Annotated in this window: 13 protein-coding genes; 6 read left to right on the forward strand and 7 right to left on the reverse strand. The window is 64.4% G+C overall.

Features of this window, described 5'->3' with window-relative positions:
• Positions 1 to 2,117: catalase/peroxidase HPI (katG, locus tag JOZ76_RS14455; protein WP_291699303.1), on the reverse strand; the 2,117-nt coding region annotated here is incomplete at its 3' end.
• A gap of 292 nt (positions 2,118 to 2,409) precedes the next feature.
• Here katG and JOZ76_RS14460 point away from each other — a divergent pair.
• Positions 2,410 to 2,871 carry a GNAT family N-acetyltransferase gene (locus tag JOZ76_RS14460; RefSeq protein WP_291699304.1) on the forward strand — a complete coding sequence of 154 codons (462 nt, stop codon included), beginning with the start codon at positions 2,410 to 2,412 and terminating at the stop codon, positions 2,869 to 2,871.
• Positions 2,868 to 3,464 carry a glutathione S-transferase family protein gene (locus JOZ76_RS14465; RefSeq protein ID WP_291699305.1) on the forward strand — a complete coding sequence of 199 codons (597 nt, stop codon included), beginning with the start codon at positions 2,868 to 2,870 and terminating at the stop codon, positions 3,462 to 3,464. Before JOZ76_RS14460 ends, JOZ76_RS14465 begins: the two co-directional genes overlap by 4 nt.
• A gap of 62 nt (positions 3,465 to 3,526) precedes the next feature.
• Here JOZ76_RS14465 and fabV read toward each other — a convergent pair whose 3' ends face one another.
• The 3 genes from fabV to fabA form a co-directional block, all read right to left on the reverse strand.
• Positions 3,527 to 4,699 carry an enoyl-ACP reductase FabV gene (fabV, locus tag JOZ76_RS14470; RefSeq protein ID WP_291699306.1) on the reverse strand — a complete coding sequence of 391 codons (1,173 nt, stop codon included), beginning with the start codon at positions 4,697 to 4,699 and terminating at the stop codon, positions 3,527 to 3,529.
• 84 nt (positions 4,700 to 4,783) lie between these two features.
• Positions 4,784 to 6,007 carry a beta-ketoacyl-ACP synthase I gene (fabB, locus tag JOZ76_RS14475; protein ID WP_291699307.1) on the reverse strand — a complete coding sequence of 408 codons (1,224 nt, stop codon included), beginning with the start codon at positions 6,005 to 6,007 and terminating at the stop codon, positions 4,784 to 4,786.
• A 43-nt stretch (positions 6,008 to 6,050) separates the two neighbouring features.
• Positions 6,051 to 6,572: a 3-hydroxyacyl-[acyl-carrier-protein] dehydratase FabA gene (fabA, locus tag JOZ76_RS14480; protein WP_291699315.1), complete on the reverse strand. Its 522-nt coding sequence runs from the start codon at positions 6,570 to 6,572 to the stop codon at positions 6,051 to 6,053.
• A 303-nt stretch (positions 6,573 to 6,875) separates the two neighbouring features.
• On the opposite strand from fabA, the gene irrA reads away from it, so the two are divergent.
• Positions 6,876 to 7,367 (forward strand): iron response transcriptional regulator IrrA, encoded by a 492-nt coding sequence (gene irrA, locus JOZ76_RS14485; RefSeq protein WP_291699308.1) that lies wholly within the window; start codon positions 6,876 to 6,878, stop codon positions 7,365 to 7,367.
• Between the two features lie 130 nt (positions 7,368 to 7,497).
• On the opposite strand, the gene JOZ76_RS14490 is transcribed toward irrA, so the two are convergent.
• Positions 7,498 to 8,025 (reverse strand): SH3 domain-containing protein, encoded by a 528-nt coding sequence (locus JOZ76_RS14490; RefSeq protein ID WP_291699309.1) that lies wholly within the window; start codon positions 8,023 to 8,025, stop codon positions 7,498 to 7,500.
• 315 nt (positions 8,026 to 8,340) lie between these two features.
• On the opposite strand from JOZ76_RS14490, the gene JOZ76_RS14495 reads away from it, so the two are divergent.
• Positions 8,341 to 9,342: a 2-hydroxyacid dehydrogenase gene (locus JOZ76_RS14495; protein ID WP_291699310.1), complete on the forward strand. Its 1,002-nt coding sequence runs from the start codon at positions 8,341 to 8,343 to the stop codon at positions 9,340 to 9,342.
• 261 nt (positions 9,343 to 9,603) lie between these two features.
• Here the strand turns inward: JOZ76_RS14495 and JOZ76_RS14500 are convergent, their stop codons facing one another.
• Positions 9,604 to 10,404: a HesA/MoeB/ThiF family protein gene (locus tag JOZ76_RS14500; protein ID WP_291699311.1), complete on the reverse strand. Its 801-nt coding sequence runs from the start codon at positions 10,402 to 10,404 to the stop codon at positions 9,604 to 9,606.
• A 103-nt stretch (positions 10,405 to 10,507) separates the two neighbouring features.
• Here JOZ76_RS14500 and JOZ76_RS14505 point away from each other — a divergent pair, with 103 nt between their 5' ends.
• The gene (locus JOZ76_RS14505) at positions 10,508 to 11,881 is read left to right on the forward strand and encodes a serine protease (protein WP_291699312.1); all 1,374 of its coding nucleotides are present in this window, start codon (positions 10,508 to 10,510) and stop codon (positions 11,879 to 11,881) included.
• A gap of 12 nt (positions 11,882 to 11,893) precedes the next feature.
• On the opposite strand, the gene JOZ76_RS14510 is transcribed toward JOZ76_RS14505, so the two are convergent.
• Positions 11,894 to 13,996, reverse strand: coding sequence for a methyl-accepting chemotaxis protein (locus tag JOZ76_RS14510; RefSeq protein ID WP_291699313.1), 2,103 nt, complete (start codon positions 13,994 to 13,996; stop codon positions 11,894 to 11,896).
• Between the two features lie 541 nt (positions 13,997 to 14,537).
• Here JOZ76_RS14510 and JOZ76_RS14515 point away from each other — a divergent pair.
• A partial coding sequence (locus tag JOZ76_RS14515) for a ParA family protein (RefSeq protein WP_291699314.1) occupies positions 14,538 to 15,094 on the forward strand: 557 nt, incomplete at its 3' end.

Below are 15,094 nucleotides of genomic sequence, written 5' to 3' on the forward strand. Positions count from 1 at the left end.
ACGAAGTCGTGCACGAACTTCTCCTTCGCGTCGGCAGAGGCATAGACCTCGGCGAACGCGCGGAGCTGCGAGTGCGAGCCGAAGATCAGGTCGACGCGGGTGCCGGTCCACCGCGCCGCCTTGGTCTTGCGGTCACGCCCTTCGTAGACGCCCTCGGCGCCCGCCTGCGGCTGCCACTCCGTGGCCATGTCGAGCAGGTTGACGAAGAAGTCGTTGCTCAGCGTCTCCGGCTTGCTCGTGAAGACGCCGTGTTTGGAGTTGCCGACGTTGGCGCCGAGCACGCGCAGGCCGCCGACCAGCACCGTCATTTCGGGTGCCGTCAGCGTCAGCAGCTCCGCACGATCGACCAGCGCCTCTTCAGGCTTCATGAACTGCCGCTTGCCGCTGAGATAATTGCGGAAGCCGTCGGCCCGCGGCTCGAGCGGCGCGAACGAGGCCGCATCGGTCTGCTGTTCAGAAGCATCCATGCGTCCGGGCGTGAAGGGGACCTTCACCGCGGTGCCGCCGTCCTTCGCCGCCTTCTCCACCGCCGCGGAGCCGCCAAGCACGATCAGGTCGGCGAGCGAGACCTTCTTAGCCCCGGCGCCATTGAACTCCTGCTGGATGGCTTCGAGCTTTTGCAGCACGGTTTTCAGCTGCGCCGGCTCGTTGACCTCCCAGTCCTTCTGCGGGCTGAGGCGAATGCGCGCACCGTTGGCGCCGCCGCGCTTGTCCGAGCCGCGGAACGTCGACGCCGAGGCCCAGGCCGCCGAGACCAGCTGCGATACCGACAGGCCGGAGGCGAGGATTTTCGCCTTCAGCGTCTCGACATCCTTGTCGTCGACCAGCGGATGATCCACGGCAGGGATCGGGTCCTGCCAGATCAGCGTCTCCTTCGGCACCAGCGGGCCGAGATAGCGCGCGCGAGGACCCATGTCGCGATGGGTGAGCTTGAACCAGGCGCGGGCAAAGGCGTCCGCGAACTGATCCGGATGCTCAAGGAAGCGCCGCGAGATTTTTTCGTAGGCCGGATCGAAGCGCAGCGACAGATCGGTGGTGAGCATGGTCGGCACGCGCTTCTTCGACTTGTCGAAGGGATCCGGAATGCTCGCCTCGGCCCCTTTCGCCTGCCACTGCTGCGCACCTGCCGGGCTCCTGGTCAGCTCCCACTCATATTTGAACAGGTTCTCGAAGAAGTAGTTGCTCCACTTGGTCGGGGTCTGCGACCACACCACTTCCGGGCCGCCGGTGATCGCGTCGGCGCCGATGCCGGTGCCGAACTTGCTCTTCCAGCCGAGGCCTTGATCCTCGATGGCGCCGCCTTCCGGCTCGGCACCGATCAGCGAGGGATCGCCCGCGCCATGGGTCTTGCCAAAGGTGTGGCCGCCGGCGATCAGCGCGACGGTCTCCTCGTCATTCATCGCCATGCGGAAGAACGTCTCGCGGATGTCCTTGGCGGCTGCGACCGGATCCGGCTTGCCGTTCGGCCCTTCCGGATTGACGTAGATCAGACCCATCTGCACCGCGCCGAGCGGTTCGGCGAGCTGGCGCTCGCCGCTGTAGCGTTCGTCGCCGAGCCAGGTGCCTTCGGGACCCCAGTACAGTTCTTCCGGCTCCCAGACATCGGTGCGGCCGCCGGCAAAGCCGAACGTCTTGAAGCCCATCGACTCCAACGCGACGTTGCCGGCAAGCACCATCAGATCGGCCCAGGAGATCTTGCGGCCATATTTCTGCTTGATCGGCCAGAGCAGCCGCCGCGCCTTGTCGAGGTTGGCGTTGTCGGGCCAGCTGTTGAGCGGCGCAAAACGCTGCTGGCCGGCGCCGGCGCCGCCACGGCCGTCGGTGATGCGGTAGGTGCCGGCGCTGTGCCAGGCCATGCGGATCATCAGTCCGCCATAATGGCCGAAATCGGCCGGCCACCATTCCTGCGAGTCCGTCATCAGGGCCTTGAGGTCCTTGACCACGGCATCGAGGTCGAGGCTCTTGAACTCCTTGGCGTAGTCGAACGCCTGGCCCATCGGATTGGACAGGCTGGAGTGCTGGTGGAGAGCCTCAAGTCTCAGCTGGTTCGGCCACCAGTCGCGGTTGGTGTGTACGCGGGTCGCGCCCGTGAACGGGCACTTGGCTTCGGTATCCATGATCTCTCCAATGTGTTCTTGTTATCCCGTCCCTGTTTCCGTCCCTATACTAGGATCGTCAGGCCGTGGAAAGTGATCCCCCTTCACGCCGGCGCGATGAAAAGGCGCGCCTTGCGAGGCCCGCTGATCGAGGTCTCCGCACCGGCAAAGCCGGCGCGCAGGAGGCGGTCCGCGACCCGGCATCCGATCGAACCTGAAAAGGCGGATTTGTCAGATCGACGACAAGTCGATCGCGGCATTGAGTCCCGCGCGGTCTCCCGCTAAAGCAGCGTTCGGCTACCGGAGATCAGGGATGACCACGCCCGCTATCCGCCCAGCACGACCGGCCGAATATGACGACATCGCCTGCCTCTGGATGGAGAGCTGGGTCTCGACCGGATTGGATCGCGCGAGTGACGTCCTGCTGTCAAATTTGCGCGCGCGAGTCCCGCGCGAGATTGCGCGCGGCTGGAGCCTGTTCGTCGCGGACGTCGAGGGACAGCTTGCGGCGATGCTGGCGCTCCACCTGCCGCAACTCTATCTCGACCAGTTGTTCGTCGCCCCTGATCATCAGGGCCGCTCGCTCGGAAGCCAACTGCTCGCGTTCACGCGACAGCTGCTGCCGAACGAAATCTGGCTGCGCTGCGCGCGCGAGAACGAAAAAGCCTGGCGCTGGTATGAACGTGAAGGGTTTGTCATCGAGCGGGAGGCGGTCGAGCCGAGCAATGGACTCATGATGAAGTATTATCGCTGGAAGAAAGGAAACCGCCCATGATGCAGCTCTACTGGTGCCCACGCACGCGCTCCTTCACCGCACTCTGGCTGATGGAAGAAACCGGCCAGCCTTACGAACGCGTGCTGATCGACATTTCGACCGGCGCGCAGAAACAGGCGGACTATCTCGCCATCAACCCGATGGGCAAGGTGCCGGCGCTGAAGGACGGCGAGGTGACGCTGGCGGAGAACGCGGCGATCTGCGCCTACGTTGCCGAGCGCTATCCCGATGCGAAGCTCACGCCGCCGCTCGGCGACCCCGTGCGCGCAAAATTTCTCTACTGGCTGTTCTTCCTGCCTGGCTGTATCGAGCCTGCGATGGTGCAGCTCTCGACCAAGTTCGAGATGAACCCGGTCGCCGCGGGCTGGGGCGAGGCACAGCGCCCGTTCGACGTGCTCGATGCGGCGCTGTCGAAGGGCCCGTGGCTGCTCGGGGAGAATTTCTCCGCGGCCGACGTCGCGATGGGCTCGATGCTCAACTTTGCGGTCCGGATGTTCAAGATGGTGCCGTCGCGGCCGTCCTTCGAGGCCTATGTCGATCGCTGCACCGCGCGCCCGGCGTTCCAGCGCGCGCAGCAGATCGCGGCGGGCTGACCACATGTAGGATCGGCAAAGGCGCGCTTGCGCCGTGCGCGCCTTTTGCCCACCCTACGCGCTCAGCCTGGGACGACGCGGTGATCGACGTCCTGCGCGTAGTCGACACCGTCGATGCCAAATCCGAACAGGCGGAGAAACTGGGTCCGGTATTCCGCAAGGTCGGCCAATTCCCCGAGCGTTGCGGTCGAAAGCAGAGGCCAGCGGCGCGCCACCTCGGCCTGAACCTCGGGCGAAAGCTCCCAGTCGTCTAATCTGAGGCGCTGGGCGTCGTCGACTTCGGCGCCCGGGCCAAGGCGCGTCCGGAATAGGCGGTCAATCTGTTCGATGCACCCCTCGTGAAGCCCGATTTGCTTCATGACCTTGAACAGCACGGTCCCGTACAGCGGCACCACCGGGATCGCTGAACTCGCCTGCGTGACCACCGCCTTCAGCGCCACGACGCGGGCGGCGTCCGGGCCGAGCCGGCCCCTAATCTCTTCGGCTTTGCGGTCGAGATCGACCTTGGCGCGACCCAGGGTGCCCTTCCAGTAGATGGGCCAAGTCAGTTCGCTGCCGACATAGGTGTAGTTGAGTGTCCGGAAGCGTGGGGCCAAAACGCCCGCGTTCGCGAGTTGGTCGATCCAGCGCTTCCAGTCATCGCCTCCCATCACCGCGACCGTGGCCGCGGCTTCATCCTCACTTGCCGGCGCAAGATTCGTCTCGAAGACCTCGCCGGTTTCGGTGTTGAGGGTCTTGATTTCGACGGGAGCGCCGAGCGGCTTGATCGCTGATCGATAGGTCTTCCCCGTCTCGGGGTCGGTCCGGACCGGAGCAGCCATGCTGTAGACCAGCATGTCCAGCTGTCCGAACTTTTCGCGCACACGCTCGATGAAGATCTTCTTCAAGCCGTCGGAGAACGCATCGCCTTCCAGCGTGAGTGGGGATTGTCCGATCTTCTGCGCCTCGACCTCGAATGCGCGATTGTTGTACCAGCCGGCGCTGCCGGTTCTGCTCGCCGAGGGCTCGCGCTCGAGCGACACGCCGATCGTTTCCGCGCCGCCGGCGAAGGTCGCAACGATGCGGCTGGCGAGACCATAACCCGTCGAGCACCCGAGCACGGCGACGCGCCTGGGGCACTCCGGAATCGGGCCCCGGCGAACAACGTAGGCGATCTGATCACGGACATTTCTGGCGCAGCCGACCGGATGTGCCGTCGTGCACATGAAGCCCCGCACGCGCGGTTCGATGATCATGCGCACCCCATTTCGGATTCCGGAAGAGTCCCCATTTCCTGCCTGGCGACCTGTCACCGCAAACGAGGCGCGGTGAAAACGAAGTCACGCATCCATCCGCTTGAACACCAATGTGGCATTGGTGCCGCCGAAACCGAACGAGTTCGACAGCACGGTGCCGAGCCTGGCGTTGTCGATGCGCTTGCGCACGATGGGCATGTCGGCGAAGATGGGATCGAGCTCGGTGATGTGGGCGCTCTCGCAGATGAAACCGTTGTTCATCATGAGCAGCGCGTAGATCGCTTCCTGCACGCCGGTGGCGCCGAGCGAATGGCCGGTCAGCGCCTTGGTCGCCGCGATCGGCGGGCATTTTTCGCCGGGGCCGAACACCTTTCGGATCGCCTCGATCTCCGGCGGATCGCCGGCCGGCGTCGATGTCGCGTGCGGATTGATGTAATCGATCTTCGTATTCACGGTCGACAGCGCCATCCGCATGCAGCGCTCGGCGCCTTCGCCCGACGGCGCGACCATGTCATAGCCGTCGGACGTGGCGCCATAGCCGATGATCTCGCCATAGATGCGCGCGCCGCGCGCCTTGGCGTGTTCGAGCTCTTCCAGCACCACCACGCCCGCACCGCCGGCGATGACGAAACCGTCGCGGCTGATATCGTAGGGGCGCGAGGCTGTCGCCGGCGTCTCATTGTGCTTCGACGACATCGCGCCCATGGCGTCGAACAGCACCGAGAGCGACCAGTCGAGCTCCTCGCAGCCGCCGGCGAAGATGATGTCCTGCTTGCCGAGCTGAATGATCTCGTAGGCGTTGCCGATGCAGTGGTTCGACGTGGCGCATGCCGAGGAGATCGAATAGTTGACGCCCTTGATCTTGAACCAGGTGGCCAGCGTCGCGGACGCGGTCGACGACATTGCTTTCGGCACCGCGAACGGGCCGACCCGCTTCGGGCCCTTGGTGCGCGCGATGTCGGCGGCCTCGACCAGCGTCCTGGTGGACGGACCGCCCGAGCCCATGATGATACCGGTGCGAACGTTGCAGACATCCGACGGCTCGAGGCCGGAATCCTGGATCGCCTGCTCCATCGCGACATGATTCCACGCCGCGCCGTCGCCGAGGAACCGCATCGCCCGGCGATCGACGACATCGGCGGGATCGAGTGTCGGCGCGCCCTGCACCTGCGAGCGGAATCCAAGCTCCGCATATTTCGCCGCGCGCGTAATCCCGGACTTGGCCTCATAGAGACTCGCCAGCACTTCCTGGGTGTTGTTTCCGATGGATGAGACGATGCCCATCCCCGTGATGACAACCCGCCTCATGATCGCCTCACCCTCTCCTTGGTCCCTGCTGCGATGATCCTATTCACGTCGGGGCCGTTCCCTGCTTGAACAAGCCGACCCTCAAATCCTTGGCGCGATAGATAATCTCGCCGTCCATGGAAAGCCACCCGTCGGCGATCCCGAGCACCAGCTTCGAGCGCATCACGCGCTTGATGTCGACGTTGTACACAACCTTGCGCACGTTCGGCAGAACCTGGCCGGCAAACTTCAGTTCGCCGAGGCCCAGCGCCCGTCCGCGGCCTTCGCCGCCGCTCCACCCGAGATAGAAACCGACCATCTGCCACAGCGCGTCAAGGCCGAGACATCCGGGCATGACAGGATCGTTCTTGAAATGACAACCGAAGAACCAGAGGTCGGGTTTCACATCGAGCTCGGCCCGCACCAGACCCTTGCCGTACTCGCCGCCGGTCTCGCTGATGTCCGCAATTCGGTCAAACATCAGCATTGGCGGCAGCGGCAATTGGGCATTTCCGGGGCCAAACAATTCGCCGCGGGCGCATGCCAGCAGATCCTCATATTCATAACCGCCGCGCCGATCCAACATGCCAGACAGCCTCCCAAAAATCCCGGGCCAGAGGGTATTTTTCGAGCGAAAAAGGACCCGTTTTCGTGCGAGAAGTGCGCCTGTTCGGCGCGACCAGAACAGGCCGCGATGCCGATGCAAGCAGCCTTGTTGGGTCCGGGCGCTCTCTATCACAGGCACGACGGGTGGCAAGCGGCGCTGCCACATCAGCGGCATTTAGACCGGCTCTAGCGGCGCCCAGTTGCGAAAAACTTGCATCTGGATGATTTCGTACTTATACAAAAATGTTAGTATGCGTATCTGAGCTGGTGTGATCGAACCGAAATGAGCGACAGCGCCCCGATTTTCAAACCAACCCCCGTCGGTTCCCCGTCGTTGCACACGGGACGGCAAGCCGTGCTGACCGGATGCCCGTGGCACGATGTCAACGAGATGCTGCAGGCGGCGGGTCTTCGCCCGACCCGGCAGCGCATGGCGCTGGGCTGGCTGTTGTTCGGCAAGGGCGCACGGCACCTCACCGCCGAAATGCTCTATGAGGAAGCGACGCTGGCCAAGGTGCCGGTCTCGCTCGCAACGGTCTACAACACGCTCAATCAGCTGACCGATGCCGGACTGCTCCGCCAGGTCAGCGTCGACGGCACGAAGACCTATTTCGACACCAACGTCACGGCGCATCATCACTTCTATCTCGAGCATAATCACGAGCTGGTCGACATTCCCGATCCGCATCTGGTGCTGCAGAAGATGCCGGATGTGCCGGACGGCTACGAGATCGCGCGCGTCGACATGGTGGTCCGGCTGCGCAAGAAGAGCTGACCGCTCTCATCGCTCCAATTCGTCATGGCCGGGCTTGTCCCGGCCATCCACGTTTTTGTCCTGAGCAAGCTTCCAAGACGTGGATGCCCATGACGACGACAAAGACTCGCGCCCACAACGCGCAGTCGCGTCACTCCACCTTCTCGTCGGCGTAGACGCCCCACAGCCGCTGCTGCTCGATCCAGCCATCAAAGCCGCCGCCGGCAACATGGCACCAGCCTGAGACGCATTTCTTGACCTGCGCGATCACGCCGACCTGCAACCGGGCAACAATGGCGCTCGCCTCATCCGCATTCTCATAGAGCGAGGCGAGATCATCCTTGCGCTTCATGGTGATGACCGCGGTGCGGCGGCCGGACAGCAGGGAATGATAGACCCAGCCCTCCGCGCCTTCGGAGTCGCGTACCCGGCGCCAGTTCTCGAATTCGGCAGTGATTTCGACCGGCAGCCCGGAGCGCGTGTAGACCCAGGCGACGTCATTGTCCTTGGTCGGCCCGGACCGGACATTGACGTGATCGGATTTCAGACTGACATAGCGCGGCACCGGCAAGCCGCTCGACGACATCGGAGAATCCTTGGCGGCAAAACCCTCGCCCGGCAGGACCCCCAGCACCAGGCCCACGAGCGCCACCAGACAGCCCAAACGCCCCAATCCCATTCCCCTCGCCTCCTGCCGAGATCGCTCAACCTTAGACGCATCGCGCCTGACATCAGCCGCACCTGCGCCTGCGCCTGCCCTGCCCCCGTTCGTCCCGCCCCCTGAAGGTTCGAGCGGACTTGTCGGGGTTTGTCTTGGCGTGGCCTTCTGCTAGAGAGGACGGAAAGCCTTTAACCAAGATGCGCCCGGGCTCCTTTGGCGACAGCGCTCGAGGGAATGCCTTGGGAAACCCTCAAGGAAACGCTGGACCGGGCGGCACGGGCAGTGTCGAACAACCCGGTTAATGAGGTCTGAACGACCTCATGAGAGCAGGACATGTCGGTCAAGAAAAAGCCTGTCGTCGTCGTCACGCGCAAACTTCCGGATACGATCGAGACGCGCATGCGCGAGCTGTTCGACACGCGCCTCAATCTCGATGACACGCCGCTGACGACCGAGCAGATCGCCGACGCGCTGCGATCGGCCGATGTACTGGTTCCAACCGTCACCGATCACATCGGTGAGGACCTGCTCAAGCATCCCGACTGCAGGATCCGCCTGATCGCCAACTTCGGCAACGGCGTCGACAACATCGACGTGGTCGCGGCGCATGCCCGCGGCATCACCGTCACCAACACGCCAAAGGTCCTGACCGAGGACACCGCCGACATGACGATGGCGCTGATCCTCGCGGTGCCGCGCCGGCTGATCGAGGGCGCCTCGATCCTGACCGACGCCAAGGGCTGGGCCGGCTGGTCGCCGACCTGGATGCTCGGCCACCGCATCGGGGGCAAACGGCTCGGCATCGTCGGCATGGGCCGCATCGGGCAGGCCGTGGCGCGGCGGGCACGCGCGTTCGGACTGCAGATCCATTATCACAACCGTCGCCCGGTAGCGCCCATGATCGCCGACGAGCTCGGCGCGACCTATTGGGAAAGCCTGGACCAGATGCTGGCGCGGATGGACATCATCTCGGTGAACTGTCCGCATACGCCGGCAACGTTCCATCTCTTGTCGGCGCGGCGGCTGAAACTGATCCGCAAAGAGGCCTATATCGTCAACACCGCGCGCGGCGAGGTGATCGACGAGGAGACCATGACCAAGCTGATCGAGGCCGGCGAGATCGGCGGCGCGGGCCTCGACGTCTACGAGCACGAGCCCGCGGTTAATCCAAAACTGATGCGGCTTGCGAAGGCCGGCAAGGTGACGCTGTTGCCGCATATGGGCTCGGCGACCATCGAGGGCCGCGTCGAGATGGGCGAGAAGGTGATCATCAACATCAAGACCTTTCTCGACAATCACAAGCCGCCGGATCGCGTGCTGCCGAACATGCTGTAGCCGTCGTCCCCGCGAATGCGGGGACCCATAACCACAGGCCCAAGTTGTTGCGCGAGATAGTCGTTACGCCTTTCTTCGCACCAACAACTGCCTGTGGTTATGGGTCCCGGCTCTGCGCTCGCGTTTGGCGGCGCGGAGCGCCGCACGCTCGCTTGGCCGGGACGACAACTAACTGACTTTTGCGCCGCTCCTTTTCCGCCATTCGCCGACGAGGCTGACGAACGCCGCAAGCGCCGGCTGTCGCGCGGGTTGATCAGCGGGCTAGCGATGCCCTGACAGATCGGTGATGGTCAGGCCATCGCCGTTCAGGATGTTTTGCGGATCGCGCTGGTAGCGCAACGTCTCGACGCGCATGGTGCGCGCGTCCAGCATCAACAGCCGCCCGATCAGGCCCTCGCCAAAACCGACGATCTCGCGGATCGCCTCCAGCGCCATCATCGAGCCCAGCACGCCGGCCAGCGCGCCCATCACACCGGCCGCGGCGCAGGCCGGCACGGTGCCGGGCGGCGGCGCCTCCGGAAACAGGCAGCGATAGGTCGGATTGAACTCGCCCTGCTCGTTCCGCTCGTGCCCACGGATCGTGGTCAGCGTCGCATCGAAGGTGCCGAGCGCCGCCGTGATCAGCGGCCTCGCGGCAAGGAAGCAGGCGTCGGAGACGAGATAGCGGGTCGCAAAATTGTCCGAGCCGTCGAGCACGAGATCATAGCCGCCGATCAGCGCGAGCGCGTTGTCGGCATTCAGGTACGTCGCATGCGCGGCGAAATCGACGTGCGGGTTGAGTGCGAAGATGCGCTCGGCCGCGGTATCGACCTTGCGGCGGCCGATGTCCGGCGTCGTGTGGATGATCTGCCGCTGCAGATTGGACAGCGACACCACATCGTCATCGACCACGCCCAACGTGCCGACACCGGCGGCGGCGAGATACATCAGCGCCGGCGCGCCGAGGCCACCGGCGCCAACCACCAGCACGGAGGCTTCCTTCAGCGCCTGCTGGCCCGGGCCGCCGACCTCGCGGAGCACGATGTGACGGGCATAGCGTTCGAGTTCGTCGGCGCTCAGCATCGTTATCCCCAAAGGTTCCCCTGAACCCATACCCAGCTATATCAGACCAAACAGATGTGCTTAATTATATGGTCCGCAATACATGAGAGTGGGGGCACTCAGCATGAGATCGGTGCTTTCGGCAACATTGATCCTGGCAGCCAGCGGCGCTTGCGCGCAGGCGCAGATGATGCAGCCGAGCAGCGCCGGCGCCAAGCCGAAAACGGTGGCGACCGTTCCGGTGCGCCCCGCAGTGCAGGCTCCGGCCGATACCGCCAACGCAATGGCGCAGACCGAGCGGCTCGCGCTGCAGTCCGATCTCGCCTGGGTCGGCGAATATAATGGCGCGATCACGGGTGACGTCTCCGATCGCATGGTCAATGCGATCAAGGAATACCAGAAGGCCAAGGGCGGCAAGCCGACCGGCGTGCTCAACCCACAGGAACGCAGCGTGCTGGCGGAAACCGCGCGCCGCAAGCAGGACAGCGTCGGCTGGAAGCTGGTGACCGACGGCGTCACCGGCGCTCGGCTCGGCATTCCCTTGAAACTGGTGCCGCAGCAGTCGAGCGATGCCAACGGCACGAAATGGAGCTCGCCGACCGGCACGGTGCAGGTCGTGCTGACGCGGCGCAAGGAAGCCGGCCCGACCACCGCAAAACTTGCGGACCAGGAGAAGAAGGATCCGCCCGGCCGCACCGTCGACTACACTGTGGTGAAGCCGGACTTTTTCGTGCTGTCGGGCCTGCAGGGCCTGAAGAAGTTTTACTTACGCGGCACTTTCAAGGGGGATGAAGTCCGGATCATGACCATCCTCTACGACCAGGCGATGGAAAACATCGTCGAGCCCGTCGTGATCGCGATGTCGAGCGCATTCACGCCGTTTCCGGCGCCCGTCGGCAGCCCGCCGCCGCGCAAAACCGTCGACTACGGCACCGGCATCGTCGTCAGCGCGGATGGCGCCATCTTGACCGATCGCGAGGTCACTGACGGCTGCATCGCGATCACGATCGGCGGCTTCAGCCATGCCGACCGCGTCGCCGACGACAGGGAGCACGGCCTGGCGCTGCTGCGCATCTATGGCGCTGGTGGCCTGCAGCCGCTGGATCTTTCCCCCGGCCAGGCCAAGGCAAATTCCAATACCAATGTCGAACTTACCGGCATCCTCGATCCGCAGAGCCAGGGCGGCGGCTCGGCGGTGAGTAGCGTCAAGGCGCAGGCCGCCCAGGTCGGCGGCGGTGGTGATCTCGCGCTGTCGCCACCGCCCGCGGCCGGCTTTTCCGGCGCGCCCGCGCGCGATGGCGACGGCCGGTTCGTCGGCCTTGCGCTGCTGAAACCCGCGGTGATCGCGGGCCCCGCGACATCGGCGCCCGCGGCACACGCCGTGCTCGTGCAGGGCGACGTGGTCGTTGATTTCTTGAAGGCCAATGGCATCACGCCGGCCGGCGGATCGTCCGACGCAAAAGCCTCCGTCGTGCGCGTGATCTGCGTGCGGAAATAGTCCTGGTTCGCCTCACGCCGCTTTGATGTCGGCAAGGAAGGTCTCGACCTGACCGCGCAGCGTCTCCGACTGCTGCGACAGTTCGCTGGACGCCAGGAGCACCTGCTGGGCGGCCGCGCCGGTGTCGCCGGCGGCCTGCCGGACGCCGGTCACGTTCGACGAGATCTCCGTGGTGCCGGCCGCCGCCTGTTGCACGTTGCGCGCGATCTCTTGCGTCGCCGAGCCCTGCTCCTCCACGGCGCTGGCGATCGCTGCCGCGATCTCGTTCATCTGGCTGATCGTCCCGCTGATCCCCTTGATGGCATCGACGACTTCGCCCGAGGAGGCCTGGATCGACGCAACCTGGCTGGAAATCTGATCGGTGGCCTTTGCGGTCTGCTCCGCGAGGTTCTTGACCTCGGATGCGACCACCGCAAATCCGCGGCCCGCATCGCCCGCGCGCGCCGCCTCTATCGTGGCGTTGAGCGCGAGAAGATTGGTCTGGCTGGCGATCTCGCTGATCAGCTTGACCACGTCGCCGATCGCGGCCGCATCATGCTGCAGCCCCTGCACGGTCGAATTGGTGCGATCGGCCTCGCTTACCGCCTTCTGCGCGATCGAGGCCGATTGCGCGACCTGGCGGCTGATCTCGGTCACCGAACTCGCCAGCTCTTCCGAGGCCGCCGCCACCGTCTGCACATTGGCGGAGGCCTCTTCGGTCGCCGCGGCAACCGCGGTCGCTTGCGCGCTGGTCTGCTCGGCGGTCGCCGTCATTTCCGACGCCGTGGCCTGCAGCTCGGTGGACGCGGACGCGACCGACCGCAGCACCGCCGAGATGCCGGCGTCGAAGGTGTCGGTCAGTTCGTTGACCCGGGTCGCGCGAGCCATGCGTCGCTTGACCGCCTCGGCTTCCTTGGCCGCAAGCTCCTTTGCCTTGATCATGTTCTCCTTGAACACGACGACGGCCCGCGCCATCAGGCCGATCTCGTCCTGCTTGTCGATCGCCGGAATCTCCACGGAGTGATCGCCTGACGCCAGCTTGCCCATGGCGCCGACCATGCTCATGATCGGCGGCACGATCGAGCGGTTGGTCAGATAGACGACGGTCGCAGCAACGCCGATGGCGACGCCAAGGATGATCCACAGAAGCGTCATCAGCGCGTCGGTTTCCGCAAGGACGGCATTGCCGTCCCGCGTCAGGATGTCCTTCTGCCGGCCAACCATGCCGCCGGAGCGCGTACCCTCGGCCGACTTGGTTCCGGAGAAGATGTCGAGCAACTTGTTGGCGCGCGGGGCAGCCTCGTTGGTCAGGAACCACTGCGCCATGTTCCAGCGATCCGAGGCCCGGATCTGGAACATCTTTTCCGGCAGCGGCGCGAACCTGTTGCGCGCATCGATGAGCGACGCGAAGGCCTTTTGTTGATCGGCCGTCATCTCCCCGCGCCGCTTCGACAATGCGTCGAATTTCTTCTGGTTGAGCGCCCAAAGCTCCCCATACTCCGTCTTGAAAGTGGCGTCGGCCGTCAGCAGATAGGCACGGATCGCACCGATTGCCATCGCAAGGCTGCCGCGCAGGTCCGCGAAGTCGATCAACAGGCTCTTGCGCGCATCGGTCGAAGGAATGTTGCCTTCCTCGTTGATGATCGCCGTGGCCTCGCGCAACATCGTCTTGGCGAGCGGCGCGGCCTCGGTCGCCAGAAGCTTGGTTGCGGGCTGCTCGTCGATCGTGTGCGCGATCGCCTCGGCCTTGTCCTGCGCGCTGCGCAGTTCGTCGAGCAGCGGTTTCGCCTCTCTCCAGCTCTGCTTATTCTGCTCGCTACTCCACTCAGTGGAGAGACGGTCCATTTCGGCGCCGCGCTTCTGGATCTCCTGCCAGAGCCCGACGCGCTCGGCCTTGAAGACATCATTGCCGGAGATCAGCCAGCCGCGCAGCGAGGCCAACGTGGCGTAGACTTCGGACACCAGGTCGCTCGCGGCCATCGCGGTCGGCACCCGCAGATTGACATTGCGCGCGGTCGAGTCGTTGACCGCATGGACCTTGACCATTGTGATGGTCACGACACCAGCCAGCAGGATGCATAGACTGCCGAAGCCGACGATCAGCCGTCCGCGGATGTTCAAGTTTAGCGCAGGCATCGCAAAATCCCTCATGCTCGGATGATGAGCAATTGAGTAAAATTACGGCAGCCTGCGATAAAGAATTGGCTAACCAACCGGACCGTACGACTACGGCTTCGCGCTTCGCGCGCTCCGGAATGACGATCAAATCTCGCGCGATCTTCCGGGCAATTGTGGCACGTTTCAAGCACGCGCGTTCACACTTTCTTAACGATCTGCCTTCGGCAGGCCGGCGACGCGCGTCACGCGCATCATATTCATCACGGCCGTGTCATTATTGGACAAAGGCCGCCTGCCGTTCATGGATTGTTAACCAAACTGCCCAAAGTTGGGCGACAATGAGGTCGGTTCGTTGCGCCGTAGTCCTGGGGGATGTTCGCAACCCATGGCTGTGTGTGATGGTCGATTTGTCTGCCTGTGTTGCTGATTCGGACCACCGCGATCCCGTTCGTTCAAGGGTTCGGACTGGGACGTCCCGAGCGAGAACTGCTCCCGCGTCGCGATGAGCGATGCACTCAGCGTGGCGTAGAAAACCCAAACATGTCCGAAGGAACTTTCGATGCACACGATCGTACTCGCCACGCAGAAGGGCGGCAGCGGCAAAAGCACGCTCGCCATCGGGCTCGCGCTGGCCGCGCAGCAGGCCGGCCATAACGTCCGTCTGATCGAGACCGACAAGCAGGGTACGCTGTCGAAATGGCAATGCCGCCGCGGCCTCGCCGAACCGCTGGTCGAGCCGATCTACAATGCCGCCGATATCGAAAATCGCCTGCCCGCGCTGGAACGCGGCGGCGTGACGTTGACCATCATCGACACCGCGAGCGGCATCACCGCCGCCACCACGGCGGCGATCCGCCACGCCGACATGACCCTAATCCCGGCCCGGCCGAGCATCGCCGACATCGAGGCGACCGCCGCGACGCTCGGCGTCATCAAGGCCTGGAAGAAGCCGTTCGCCTATATCCTGAACCAGACGCCTCTGCGCGGCCAGCGCATCGACGCGGCCGCGAGCACCCTGAGCGACGACGCCGGTTACGACTTGTTCGACGTCGTCGCGCAGCCCTTCGTCGTGATGCGCAACGACCACCAGGACGCGCTCACCGCCGGCCTCGCCGT

It is taken from the genome of Bradyrhizobium sp., assembly GCF_019244115.1.
Classification (GTDB): domain Bacteria; phylum Pseudomonadota; class Alphaproteobacteria; order Rhizobiales; family Xanthobacteraceae; genus Bradyrhizobium.

Bases quoted from the DNA above. Each gene is read 5' to 3' on its own strand.
- JOZ76_RS14460 (WP_291699304.1), top strand. From the start codon at position 2,410: ATGACCACGCCCGCTATCCGCCCAGCACGACCGGCCGAATATGACGAC.
- JOZ76_RS14465 (WP_291699305.1), top strand. From the start codon at position 2,868: ATGATGCAGCTCTACTGGTGCCCACGCACGCGCTCCTTCACCGCACTC.
- fabV (WP_291699306.1), bottom strand. From the start codon at position 4,699: ATGATCATCGAACCGCGCGTGCGGGGCTTCATGTGCACGACGGCACAT.
- fabB (WP_291699307.1), bottom strand. From the start codon at position 6,007: ATGAGGCGGGTTGTCATCACGGGGATGGGCATCGTCTCATCCATCGGA.
- fabA (WP_291699315.1), bottom strand. From the start codon at position 6,572: ATGTTGGATCGGCGCGGCGGTTATGAATATGAGGATCTGCTGGCATGC.
- irrA (WP_291699308.1), top strand. From the start codon at position 6,876: ATGAGCGACAGCGCCCCGATTTTCAAACCAACCCCCGTCGGTTCCCCG.
- JOZ76_RS14490 (WP_291699309.1), bottom strand. From the start codon at position 8,025: ATGGGATTGGGGCGTTTGGGCTGTCTGGTGGCGCTCGTGGGCCTGGTG.
- JOZ76_RS14495 (WP_291699310.1), top strand. From the start codon at position 8,341: ATGTCGGTCAAGAAAAAGCCTGTCGTCGTCGTCACGCGCAAACTTCCG.
- JOZ76_RS14500 (WP_291699311.1), bottom strand. From the start codon at position 10,404: ATGCTGAGCGCCGACGAACTCGAACGCTATGCCCGTCACATCGTGCTC.
- JOZ76_RS14505 (WP_291699312.1), top strand. From the start codon at position 10,508: ATGAGATCGGTGCTTTCGGCAACATTGATCCTGGCAGCCAGCGGCGCT.
- JOZ76_RS14510 (WP_291699313.1), bottom strand. From the start codon at position 13,996: ATGCCTGCGCTAAACTTGAACATCCGCGGACGGCTGATCGTCGGCTTC.